Source organism: Limosilactobacillus mucosae DSM 13345 (assembly GCF_001436025.1).
GTDB lineage: Bacteria > Bacillota > Bacilli > Lactobacillales > Lactobacillaceae > Limosilactobacillus > Limosilactobacillus mucosae.
On record NZ_AZEQ01000003.1, the window covers coordinates 142,431 to 154,520 of the forward strand.

Genomic DNA, 12,090 nt, shown 5'->3' on the forward strand with positions numbered 1-12,090 from the left:
GATATCGCTGAGCGGCCAATGTCTAAGGTTAGAAAAATCATTAAAAACGCAGCGCGATGATGAGCAAAATGGGGATGTCCGATACCCTTGAAAATTGATTTGGATCCTGTCTACAGGCAAACAAAACAGGAATATCCGGTGCCATAAAATCGTGACTAGCAAAAAAGACCATCTTCAAATAGCTGAAGATGGCCTTTTTCATTGTGGCTTAGGATGGAAAACAGGGGAAAGTGGATTATTTTTTGACCAGTTCAGGGTCGTTTTTGCCGGGATTCAATTCGACGATCTTACCGGTCTGCGCATAAACGATCCATTCAGCAACGTTGACGATATGGTCGCCGACGCGTTCCAATTGACGACTGATGATCAGGTAGACGTCAGAGGCTTTTAGCTGCTGCTTGTCTTTGACCTGCTGACTCAAAACCAGTTGCCGCAGCTGCAGGTAGAGCCGGTCAACCTTGATGTCTTCGCTGGCAATGGCATAGGCAGCGTCACTGTCATCATTGACATAGGCCTCATCAACCTTGTCCAGCATCTGACGCACTTGGTAGGTCAGTTGTTGAATCAGCTTTTCAGCGGCAGTAAAGGTTGGCTTGTCAGACATGCGCAGCGTTTGACGAGCAATGCGGATCGCGGCATCGCCAATTCGCTCCATGTCAGAACTAGCCTTTAGAATTGACATGGTTTCACGAAAATCAGAGGCCATGGGATTTTTGCGAATCAAGACGTCAAAAACGTTCTTTTCCAGTTCGACCTCAGTTTGATTGACTTGCTGATCCTTGGAAATTACCTGTTTGGCTAGGATCATATCATGTTCCAGAAAGGATTTGGTTGCTTGGTGAATCTGCGAGCTGACCAGTGTCCCCATAGCAACGAACTGCTTTTTTACCTTTAAGATTTCTGCTAGATTTTGATCTCCCATTATAAACTCCTTTTAGCCGAAGCGCCCATTCAAGTAGTCATCAGTCAGCTGGTTGTCTGGCTTTTCAAACATCTGCTTGGTTGAGTTGAACTCAATCAAAGAACCATTGAGCATAAATACCGTGTAGTCAGAGATCCGGGCAGCCTGCTGCATGTTATGCGTAACGATGACGATCGTGTATTCATCTTTTAGCTTCATCAGCGTCTCTTCAATCAAACCGCTGGAAATCGGGTCCAAGGCACTGGTTGGCTCGTCCAGTAAGATTACCTGCGGCTTGACGGCCAGCGTGCGGGCGATGCAGAGTCGCTGCTGCTGACCACCGGAAAGGCCCAAACCGCTTTTTTTCAGATCATCTTTGACTTCATCCCATAAGGCAGCCTGTTTGAGACTTTCTTCGACGATCTGATCCAGCTGCTGCTTATCCTTAACGCCGCCAATGCGTGGTCCATAGGCGACATTGTCATAGATGGAAAGCGGGAAGGGAACCGGCTGTTGGAAGACCATGCCAATCTGCCGCCGCAGCTCAACCATATCTTCTTTTGGATCATAAATGTCTTGATCATTAAACAGAATCTGGCCTTCAACCGTGGCATTATCATCAAGGTGCATGCGGTTAAAGCATTTTAACAGCGTTGACTTGCCGCAGCCAGACGGACCAATCAAAGCCGTGATCTTGTCTTGCTCAATCTCCATGTTGATCCCGTGCAGTGCTTCTTTAGTGCCGTATTTGAGCACCACGTTTTTACATTTAAGAATTTTTTCCATGATGCCCTCCTAGCCGAAGTTACCGGATACGTAATCATTGGTTGCCTTGATCTTAGGGTTGCTGAAAATGTCTTTGGTGGAGTTGAATTCTAAGACATGTCCTAAGTAGAAGAAGGCACAGTAATCAGAACAGCGTGCGGCCTGCTGCATGTTGTGCGTAACGATGATGATCGTGTGGTCCTTTTTCAGAGTCTGCATCGTTTCTTCCAGCTTAGAAGTCGAAATTGGGTCCAAGGCACTGGCCGGCTCGTCCATCAAAATGATTTTAGGATCCATGGCCAGTGAGCGGGCAATGCAAAGCCGCTGCTGCTGACCACCAGAAAGGGAAAGCGCGCTGCGATCAAGCGAATCTTTGACCTCATCCCAGAGAGCCACGCTTTTTAACGATTCTTCCACCATCTGATCAAGCTTTTGCTGGTCTTTGATGCCATAAAGCTTGGGCGCAAAGGTGATGTTTTCACGGATCGATTTGGCAAATGGATTTGGATGCTGGAAGACCATGCCGATTTCACGCCGCGTCTCGTAGACGTTGACTTGAGGCGAGTTCAGATTGATTCCGCGATACAGAATCTCGCCATCGATGCGGCCCAGTTCGTCATTCATCCGGTTAAGACAGCGCAGATAAGTAGACTTCCCAGAACCGGATGGACCGATCAAAGCCGTAATCTTGTTTTCAGCAAAGTCCATGCTGACCTGATGAAGCGAGGGCGTTTCCTGCTTGCCATAGTATACGCTGACGTTTTTAGTCTTCATTGCCAATGGTTCTTTGACGGGCAGCGTGTAGGTATCTTCAAAAGAATATTCAGCCATCTGTTTTCACCTCTAATTTATTTACGAGCCGACATCTTTTTGTAAATATGGTTGCCTAAGTAGCGAGCGCCCAGGTTGAACAATAAGATGACGATGATCAGTACGGCCGAAGCCCCACTGGAGATTGCGTGGGCATTGGAAACCAGCCCTTCAGTATTTAGCTTCCAAATGTGGACGGCCAGCGTTTCAGCAGGACGAGTCGGGTTTAAGAAGCTGGTTGCGGAAAATGGATTCCAGTTGCTGTAGTCGACGGTTGGTGCGCTTTGACCAGAAGTGTAGATCAAAGCAGCGGCTTCACCAAAGACTCGGCCAGCCCCCAGAATCACCCCGGTTAAAATGCCAGGCAAGGCTTCTGGCAGCATGATCTTAGTCATGGTCTTCCAGCGGGAAAGCCCCAATGAAAGGCCGGCCTGACGCTGCAGCGGTGAGACGTCGTTTAAGGCGTTTTCGCAGTTCCGCGTTAACAGCGGCAGGTTGAAAAACGTTAAGGCAATGGCACCTGAGATAACCGAAAAGCCCAGATGCAGCTTGATTACGAAAAACAGGTAACCGAACAGACCAACTACCACGCTGGGCAGTGAGCTCAAAATTTCAATCGCGGTCTTAAAGACTTCCGTAACGCCATTTTTAGGCGCGTATTCGGCTAAGAAGATCCCAGCGCCAATTGAAAGCGGCGTGGAGATCAAAAGCGTCAGAACCAATAGATACAGCGAGTTGAACAGCTGGTCGCGAATCCCGCCGCCTTCACCAACGCTTTGGGCAGCTGAGCTCAAAAACTGCCAGTTGATGTGCGGCAGACCGCTTAAGATGATATAGCCCAGCAGACCAAACAGAATCAAGACCACCAGACCGACTAAGACATAAATGATGCCCATTGCCAGCTGATTGGCTTTTTTGGCATTAAGCATTGCGTGAGACTCCTTTCTTGTTGACCAGTTTTACCAGCAGGTTGAAGGCCAAGGACATCAGCATCAAGACCAGCGCCAAAGACCAGAGTGCGTCGTTTGGCAAGGTCCCCATAACGGTGTTGCCGATGCCGACCGTTAAAGTACTGGTCAGGGTTGAGGCTGGTGAAATCAGGTTTTCTGGCATCAAAGGCGCGTTACCGATAACCATTTGAACGGCCAGGGCCTCACCAAATGCTCGTGCCATCCCGAAGATAACGGCGGTCAAGATCCCGGGAATGGCCGAGCGCAGAATTACCTTGTAGATCGTCTGCCAAAGAGTGGCCCCTAATGCGATTGAAGCCTCACGATAGTTTTTAGGCACGTTTTTAAGACTGTCGATTGACATGGAAGTGATCGTTGGCAGCACCATGACGAACAGCACCGTAACGGCTGCCAAGATCCCACTCCCGGTACCGCCGAAAAGATGGCGGATAAAGGGAACGACGACGACTAAGCCGACGAACCCGTAAACGACGGATGGAATCCCCACCAAAAGCTCAATGACCGACTGCATGAATGAGGCTGCCTTTTTAGGGGCCAGCTCAGTCATGAAGATGGCAACGGCCAAAGCGAGCGGCGTTGCGACCAGCGTGGCCAGAATCGTAACGGCAAATGAGGTAAAGATCATTGGCCAGGCGCCGACTTCTGGCTTGCCGTGAGCGTCAGTAACGGTTGGATCCCAGGTCATACCGGTTAGGAAGTCCTTGAGGCTGACGCCATCTTTAATAAACATGTTCAAGCCTCGTGCGGCGATGAAGTAAATAATTGAAATGACCAGCAGTCCAATTACCGTAATGCAGAAATAGCTGACTAATTTGCCCCAATGGTCCTGCCTGGTTTGAAAACTGCTTTGCATCAGTTGATCTTGTTCATTCATCTTGCTTCCTCCGGTTTCTCTCCTTTATTGATTGACGCGGTGGTTATTTCTTGGTAACTTGACCGTCAGCGTTCTTGGTAACCTTCATGTCGTGAATGCTGATGTAGCCAAGGTTCTTAACGTCCTTGCTTTGAACTTCCTTGGAGTTCATGTAGTTCAAGAATTTCTTGGTCTGACCCTTGGCAGCGCCCTTAGTGTACATGTGTTCATAGGACCAGATCTTCCAAGAGTTGTTTTCAACGTTCTTGTCAGTTGGCGCAACGTTGTCAACCTTCAAAGCCTTGATCTTGTCAGACTTGGTGTATGAGAAGGCCAGGTAGCTGATGGCACCAGGCGTGTTGGCAACCAGCTTTTGAACCGTGCCGTTGGAGTCTTGTTCCTGAGTCTTCATGGCCGTCTTGCCCTTCAAAACGGCTGATTCAAATGTTGCCCGCGTACCAGAGCCTTTAGCACGGTTGATAACGGTGATCTTTTCGTTTGGACCGCCGACTTGTTTCCAATTGGTGATCTTACCAGTGAAGATCTTTTGCAGCTGGCTCATTGACAGATTGTTGACCTTCAGGCTCTTGTTAACGACTGGGGCCATCCCGACAACGGCGACCTTGTGATCCTGCAGCTTCTTGGCATCGATACCGCTTTGTTGTTCAGCGAAGATATCGGAGTTGCCAATTGAAACGGCACCAGATTGAACCTGGCTCAAACCAGTACCGGAGCCACCACCCTGGACATCGATGTTGACGCCAGAGTTTTTGCTCATGTAGCTGTGAGCCGCCGTTTCGGCAAGCGGCTGCAGAGCCGTTGAGCCGACAATGCTGATCTTATTGCTGTCAGATGCAGCGTGAACCGTGCCGACCGTACCGCCAAACAGGCTAAAACCTAAAGTAGCGACGGCAGCTAAAGAGATAAGTGACTTCTTGTTCATGTTATTTGCTTCCTTTCTCAATATCCCATGAATAAAGCATGTACCTGAGTACGGTTTATAATTTAAGGCAGAAACGTAAAGAAAAAAGACGGTTTTCCGTAAAAAACACGTAAGGTTCAAATTTACAAAAACGATACAAAGCAAACAACTAATTAAATAAAGACGGCTGATCAGCTTTATTTCACACTATTAAGCGAACGATAACCGGTGTTAAAACTATAATAGTTCGAATTATCGCTAAGCGTTGGCAGGTAGATAGTTTTAATTAACGCTAAAAAGCTTAAAATAACCTAAAAATTACAAAGGAAACTGCTTAATAAAATTAACCAGGGCAAGCAGGCGCGACAGATCAATGATTGAATGGCGATTGCTTGGATGTTGGTCGTGGCAGTTTACAGAATTTAAAACAAAACATCGCCGACCCGAAACAATCCGAGTCGACGATGCTGATAAACTATTTGACGATTATTGAACGTTTAAGATTAAAAGGTCATTGGTAATTGAACGAGCGGGATGGGACAGATGCCGCCAGCAGCGTTGCCACCATTTTGGCTGCCAAGGTGCAACGACCAGCTCATAACCGCTTTTTTGAATCAATTGGCTGATAACCAGATATTGATTGCCAACTGCTAATTGATGCTCAATCTGATGGGCACCAACACTTTGAAGCAGTCGTTCGATCCGCGTCAGTTGGTGTGCGGCCAGGCTTAACGTTAAGTCTGGATCAAGATTTGGCAATCCAGCGGCTAGCCAGCGGCAGTCGCGTGGCTCAAAAATATACAAAAGCATAAAGCAGGCATTGGGATGAGCCTGGATCAGATGTTTGAGCTGATTGGCAAATGATGGATCGATTTCGCGGCTAAAAGAACGTGTGGTAACAGGAATTAGAATTCGATCGTACATAAAATGACCCCCTAAAATGGGGAAGCAGTCATGAATGAACTACTGATGCGGCAAGATCATTGGAGCACTTTCATTTTAGCATCAAAAAAAGACTTTGACCCGCCTTCACGAGTAAAGTCTTTGTAAATTTTAACTAGTCTTCATTGTCGCTTTTTTGTTCATCCTTGCGGTCACGCTTGAGACGACGCTTGCGATCCGATGAGCTGTCGTCAGAATCTTCGGTCGCTTTCTTTTTAGGCTTGATCTGAACCACCTTGAACTGGCTGACATAAGCATTCTTCAGATCCAGTGGCGTAAAGCTGAAATCTTCGACTCTAACGGGTTGTCCCACCTTCAAGTCGTATTGACGTTCCAAGAAAAAGCCGGTCAAAGTCGAGACGTCGGTCTGATCAAACTGTGGAATCCGGACGTTGAAGTAACGTTCAAAGTCGTCAAGCGGCATCTTGCCGGATACCAGGTAGGTTGAGTTACCTTTTGAATCCGGCTCCTTTTTTTCAATCATGTCGGAAGAAACGTGATCAATTTCTTCGCCAACCGTACCAAACAATTCTTCGTAAATGTCCTTATCGGTAATAATCCCGGCCGTGCCACCATATTCATCTTGGACGACAACGATTGGCACCTGCTTTTTCATCATGATCTGTAAGACATCCGTCAATTCCTCGCTTTGGTAGACGATTGGAATCTTACGCATGATGGAGCGAATGGCCTGCTTAGGATTGATCTGATTTTGCCGCATGATGTCGTAGCTGAAGATATAGCCTAAGATGTGGTCCTTATCGTTATTGGCAACGACTGGAAAACGCGTGTACTTCTTTTGAAAGTAAAGTTGGGCGGCATCAGCTACCGTAGCAGTAATATCGATCACGCTTAATTGAGTCCGGTCGACCATGACGTCATCAGCAACCTTGTCGTTCATTCGAAAGGCTCGTTCCATAAATACGACGTCTTCTTTATCCATCTCACCAGCCCGTTCGGATTCCTGTGATAAGGTCACGATTTCGTTTTGGGTGTAGATGTCTTCGTCTGGGTTGACCGAGAAGCCAAGCATCTTGGTAATCAGCTTAGCCGTCCAGTCAAACAGCCAGATCAGCGGGTAGAAGATAATGTGGAAGAACGTCATTGGGTGGGCAATTGCCAGCAGAATCTTAACCGGTTGATCAATCGCCATGTTTTTGGGAACCAAGTCGGTAAAGACCGCGTGTAGGAACGTAAACAGCAGAATCCCAATGATTGAGCTGAAGTTATTGGCAATTGCCGGTGGGAAGATGTGTGACTTTTCCAGCAGTTCGGTAATATACGTTTCACCAATCCAACCTAAGATCAGTGACGTCATCGTAACCCCGACTTGCGCCGTAGACAGGTATTCCGTCAGGTGCTCAATCATATTTTCGGCACGTCGTACGCTGGATGTTTGTTTGAGCTCTTTTAACTCGGTTGGACGAACCTTGATCAAGGAATATTCCAACAGGGTAAACAGCGCTGCTAAAAGCAGAATGAATATAATTGTAAAAAGTGTTATGGGACTGGTACTAACTTCCATATTTTGCAATTTTCCTTTCAAAATTAGCTTTGCAATTATTATAGCAAATAAAAAGGTCAGCATTCAGCAAAATCGCTTTTTGTTATGTAAGAAATGGTCCATAATAGAATAAAAGCATTTATTCAAAAGGAAGATGGTGAAAAAATGACGGCTAGATTGATTGATGATGCGCACTGGCAGATCTTGGTCACGGCAGCGCGTCAGTTGAAGCAAAGTGCGCGCTATCAAAATGCCAGCCAAAAAGCGCCATTCGATGCCGCCTATGCACAGCTGCAGGATCTGGAGCAGAACCGCGACGTGACGCTCAAGCAGTTTTTAAAAGTACAGGAAAGTCTGGCGCATGCCGTTACAAGGCTCGATGGTCAAGAGACGACGACTTTTGTTTTGCGGCAGGCAGTCAGTGACGCTGAGCTGTTGATGGAGACGGCCCGCTATGTCAATGCCAGTCCACTGGCAAAAGAAGAGCTGAACAAAGCGTTGGCGGCCGCGCGAAAAATCATTCAGACCGATGAATTCGTGCTGCAGTCACAGGTGGATCAAACCGTTGAAAAGCTGCAGCATTCAGCAACGGCACTCAGTGGGATTGAAAGCGACTTTAGTCAATTAGTATTGGTTTTCAAAAACGCTCAAAACGATCTGACCACGCTGCGCTACCTGAACGCGGATGCTAAACACCGGCAGACCTTTAAAGCCAGTTTTGATCAAGCTAAGCAGCTGTTGAGTCAAGCCGCGGCCAACCAAGAATTGAACGCCACGGTGGCCGATCTGTCGAAGCTGGCGCCTGATTTTCAGTCGGCAGCCCAAGAAACGATTGACCTGACAACCAGTGAACTGTTGAAAGCGCGCAAGGCCCTTAATGGCAAGACCAGTGATTTGACGCAGCTGAAAAAAGCAGTCGCTAAAATGACCGGTGTTGATCAAACCAAGCGCTATCAAGCGGCCTATGACTCCAGACAGGCTGCGTTTGATCTGGCATTTAAGGAGGCTCAGACTGCCTTGGCTGATCCGCAGACGACGCAGATGCTGGCTGATCGCCTGGTCAGTCAGCTTGATGTAACCTATGAAACGTTAAATGGCGAAGAAATCGAGGCGTTCGTGCCGATGTCTGAGGGTTCAACTGCTTCGCCGATCACAGCTGAATCAAGGGATGACGATGCCGGGATGCTTCAAAATGATGACGATCAAAACGATACCGAAGCTGAAGCTAAGACATCTCAAAATAGTTATGATGGTGCGCCGCATACCCAAGGCCAATCAGGAGTGGTTCAGACGGCAACATTAACCAAACCAGATTCAACCAAAAAAAGCAAGCCGGCTACTGCGGCGTTGAGCAGCATGCTGGGCTTTAAACGCAATTTAAAGTAGAGAAAGGAAGATCTTTTTGGAAAATTCGATAACGCCGGCAGAATGGCAGGTAATGCGGATAGCTTGGACGCTCAAGCATGTTACAAGTACGCAGATGATCGAGATTCTGCAGGGCAAGGTAGCTTGGAAACCGGCCACGGTCAAAACGCTGCTGCGCCGGCTGGTTCAAAAAGGCGCCTTAAAAACTACGCGGGTTGGGCGGGCGTTTGTCTATGAGCCATGCGTTGAAGAACAGCCGACGATGAACGAAGCTGCGGATGATCTGTTCGATAATCTGTGCGATATGCACGTTGGCAAGACGCTGGCACATGTGATTGAAAGGGCCACGCTCAGCCAAGCAGACATCAGGCAGCTGCAGGAACTGCTGACCCAAAAAGCCGCAGTGGCACCGGTTGAGGTTCCCTGCGACTGTGTTCCGGGAATGCGCTGTGAGGATATGAACTGATACCGTCAAGTCTTGTCTAAACAATGATGCTATCGGCAAGACGCGTTGAAAGGAAGTGTCGCTGGTGATCGTGCCCCCAGAACTGGATCAGTCATTGTTCGTTGACCAGCACCATGATCAAAATCAGCTGCTGGTAGTTCTTGGCAATGGCTTTGATCTTTTTCATGGTTTTAAGAGCCGCTATCAGGATTTTTGGCAGCACGTGGGAACGACGCCGTTGGATGAGATCGTTCATTTTAATCGCCGCGCTCGCAGTCAGCAGGTCCGCTGGTCGGATGTCGAGGCCCAGATTCGCGTGGCGGCTGAAAATGCCTATCAGCTAAGTGCAACGCGTAAGATGCCGGGAGCGGGCGTAATGGTTCAGCAGCGCAGCACGCGGGCGATTCGCCGCTTTGAGCATGAATTCTCTCGTTATCTGCGGACGGAGCGAGAACGCGTCTTAGTCAGCGATCCGACGCGTTCACAAACAGCACGGGAATTTTTAAGCCAGGCTGGCGCGGTTTTAAATTTTAACTATACTGATACGGCGCAGCAGCTGTATGACGTCTGGCCAGCGAATATCTACTATCTGCATGGGTCGCTTTTGGAAGGTCAGACCATTCTTGGGGTTGACAATGATGACGTGTTGGCACGCGAGCCTTATGAATATGCCAGTACGACCAAGGGCTACCGGCGCGACATTCTTGATTTTAAACGCTGGGCCTGGCAGCAGAATGGCTGGCAGCCGCTTGATGAAAAAACACTGGCTGCCTTTCGAAACTATGATGCCTATTATTACGGTTGGCGGCGCTTGTATCCGGTCTTTGGCGATCAAGAGATTATCTCGCTGCTCTATACGCTTGACAGCGATATGCCCGTTACCAGCCGCTATTTTGCAACCCGCTTTTTTGAGCAGTGGCAAACGCGGCGCCAGTGGCTGATTGATGCGATTGCCAGCCGCTGTGCTAAAAAACGCATTGATCCTCAGGTGCTGGCCTATACCGCGGCAAATGCATTTCGGCCGTTTAAGATCAAACTGCCCAATGACGTCTATCCAGAAGACATTGCCACGATTGTTATCATGGGCCATTCTTTGCGGGCTGATCACGGCATCTTAAGCGATCTGTTCAAGACGGCTCGTCAGCTCAAGCAGGTTATTTTGTTTGTTTTTCAAGGCGAGCCGCCTGAAGAACTGGCCATGCAGAAGCGAATGCTGACCTGGCTTTTGGGTGAGGGCAGTCAGGTCAAGATTTTGACGCTTGAATACTGAAAGGAGAATTTTTATGACCAGAATTGCGATGGCCGGCAAGTTTGCAATCGAAACGCGTAAAATCGTCTATATGTCAGGTGATTCGCTGGCTCCCAGAGAAGGAATCGCCAATTTAAGCGAGCTGCCGCCAGAAACCAGATTTAGCTGGCAGAAAAAGCCGGTGCTAGAAACGCCGGGACTGACGCAGGCAACGATCATGGTTGAGTATCCAGATGCCTCACAAGCAGCGGTCAAGGTGCCAATCGAGGTGCTGCCGCGACCGGTAAAGCAAAAAGGACCCAGTCAAAACGTCTCGATTCAATTTGATCATCAAAACAAGCGCACGCCGGGAACCATTCTGTCAGGCAATCAGCGCGGTACGATGGTCGATGCGTTTGCGGGAATCGGACTGTTGGTCAAGGCGGTCAAGAAGGGACTGTCCAGGCATCGGCAATAAGACGACTGGAGGGGATGGCGTGGAAAACAGCAAAACCAGCCTAAGCGAACTGATTAGTTTGGAACGGCCCAATTGGCAGCACCAGCCGAAAAACGCCTTGTCAGCTGCTAACGCGGTCACGACGCTCAAACAGGTTCACGAAATCGTTAATGGTCCAGCCAGGCTGCTCAGTCTTGATCTGGAGTTCTATTGCGATGGCCAGCCCCAGATGCCGGGAACCACGCGGCTGGGCCAGATTGCCGGCCGTGTCTATGGTCAGAATGATGCATTCAATTATTATGTGTTTAGCAGCAAAATGACGCCCAAAGATCAGCTGAGTCTGTTGAAACGCCTTGATCTGCGCTATTCAGAAGCAGAACGGCTTACGGTAGCCAGCGTTTTGAAAAAGGTGTTAAGGTTTATCGATCGTGTGCAGCCCGACTACCTGGTCAGCTGGGACAATCGCTTGGATCTTAGCGTGCTCAATCAAGAGGCCAATCGCCTGCAGCTGGCGGAAACCAGTCGTTCTTGGACCAGAATTCAGCCATTGGATCTAGAGAAGATCATCAGCAGCGACGTATTTGAGAAAAGCTCAGGCATCAGTCTGGCCAGGATGTGCGATCTCTTGCAGCTGCAGCATCCTAAGCCTCATTTGGCCGATCATGACGTCTTGATGATTGATAAGATTCTCCAGTTTTACGCGCTGGATTTAAATAAAATTCTGCAGTCAACCACCATCGGCTAAAGTCGATGGCTTGTGGGCAAACACCCCAGTATTGAGTATCCGAACCACAATTTGCATAGATACGGACGATTTACTCAAACAGCCGCAGTTGCTTGAGCAGTGATCATCTAATTACCAATGCCTTTTACATTCCCAGGTTGTCATAGGAATGAGCCTAGTTTTTTTGACTAGGCTTTTTGTTG

At 48.4% G+C, this 12,090-nt stretch carries 13 protein-coding genes; 5 read left to right on the forward strand and 8 right to left on the reverse strand.

The features are described 5' to 3' along the window. Positions 1 to 235 precede the first annotated feature (235 nt). The 8 genes from phoU to FC47_RS02425 all read right to left on the reverse strand — a co-directional run bounded on the left by phoU (position 236) and on the right by FC47_RS02425 (position 7,689). Positions 236 to 922: a phosphate signaling complex protein PhoU gene (gene phoU, locus FC47_RS02390; protein ID WP_033935346.1), complete on the reverse strand. Its 687-nt coding sequence runs from the start codon at positions 920 to 922 to the stop codon at positions 236 to 238. 12 nt (positions 923 to 934) lie between these two features. Then, complete coding sequence (gene pstB, locus FC47_RS02395) at positions 935 to 1,687, reverse strand: phosphate ABC transporter ATP-binding protein PstB (RefSeq protein ID WP_048345137.1); 753 nt, start codon at positions 1,685 to 1,687, stop codon at positions 935 to 937. A gap of 9 nt (positions 1,688 to 1,696) precedes the next feature. Continuing rightward, entirely contained in the window at positions 1,697 to 2,497 is an 801-nt protein-coding gene (pstB, locus tag FC47_RS02400) for a phosphate ABC transporter ATP-binding protein PstB (RefSeq protein ID WP_056967760.1), read from the reverse strand. Between the two features lie 17 nt (positions 2,498 to 2,514). Then, positions 2,515 to 3,405 carry a phosphate ABC transporter permease PstA gene (gene pstA, locus FC47_RS02405; protein ID WP_033935349.1) on the reverse strand — a complete coding sequence of 297 codons (891 nt, stop codon included), beginning with the start codon at positions 3,403 to 3,405 and terminating at the stop codon, positions 2,515 to 2,517. Beyond that, entirely contained in the window at positions 3,398 to 4,321 is a 924-nt protein-coding gene (gene pstC, locus FC47_RS02410; RefSeq protein ID WP_056967762.1) for a phosphate ABC transporter permease subunit PstC, read from the reverse strand. The genes pstA and pstC overlap by 8 nt, the downstream gene beginning before the upstream one ends. 43 nt (positions 4,322 to 4,364) lie before the next feature. Continuing rightward, complete coding sequence (locus FC47_RS02415; RefSeq protein ID WP_033935351.1) at positions 4,365 to 5,243, reverse strand: phosphate ABC transporter substrate-binding protein; 879 nt, start codon at positions 5,241 to 5,243, stop codon at positions 4,365 to 4,367. A gap of 465 nt (positions 5,244 to 5,708) precedes the next feature. After that, on the reverse strand, positions 5,709 to 6,146 hold the full coding sequence (locus FC47_RS02420; RefSeq protein WP_056967764.1) for a hypothetical protein: 438 nt from the start codon (positions 6,144 to 6,146) through the stop codon (positions 5,709 to 5,711). A gap of 133 nt (positions 6,147 to 6,279) precedes the next feature. Beyond that, a complete protein-coding gene (locus FC47_RS02425; protein ID WP_045025547.1) occupies positions 6,280 to 7,689 on the reverse strand; it encodes a hemolysin family protein in 1,410 nt (469 codons plus the stop codon). A 144-nt stretch (positions 7,690 to 7,833) separates the two neighbouring features. Between FC47_RS02425 and FC47_RS02430 the strand changes: the two genes are divergently transcribed. The 5 genes from FC47_RS02430 to FC47_RS02450 all read left to right on the forward strand — a co-directional run bounded on the left by FC47_RS02430 (position 7,834) and on the right by FC47_RS02450 (position 11,908). Further along, complete coding sequence (locus tag FC47_RS02430; protein ID WP_056967765.1) at positions 7,834 to 9,054, forward strand: FIVAR domain-containing protein; 1,221 nt, start codon at positions 7,834 to 7,836, stop codon at positions 9,052 to 9,054. Positions 9,055 to 9,070: 16 nt separating this feature from the next. Next, positions 9,071 to 9,499, forward strand: a complete 429-nt coding sequence (locus FC47_RS02435; RefSeq protein WP_268888865.1) for a CopY/TcrY family copper transport repressor — start codon at positions 9,071 to 9,073, stop codon at positions 9,497 to 9,499. A 64-nt stretch (positions 9,500 to 9,563) separates the two neighbouring features. Further along, positions 9,564 to 10,748 (forward strand): AbiH family protein, encoded by a 1,185-nt coding sequence (locus tag FC47_RS02440; protein ID WP_033935355.1) that lies wholly within the window; start codon positions 9,564 to 9,566, stop codon positions 10,746 to 10,748. 13 nt (positions 10,749 to 10,761) lie between these two features. Then, entirely contained in the window at positions 10,762 to 11,184 is a 423-nt protein-coding gene (locus tag FC47_RS02445; RefSeq protein WP_033935356.1) for a Rib/alpha-like domain-containing protein, read from the forward strand. 19 nt (positions 11,185 to 11,203) lie between these two features. Continuing rightward, complete coding sequence (locus tag FC47_RS02450; RefSeq protein WP_033935357.1) at positions 11,204 to 11,908, forward strand: hypothetical protein; 705 nt, start codon at positions 11,204 to 11,206, stop codon at positions 11,906 to 11,908. The last annotated feature ends 182 nt before the right edge of the window (positions 11,909 to 12,090 follow it).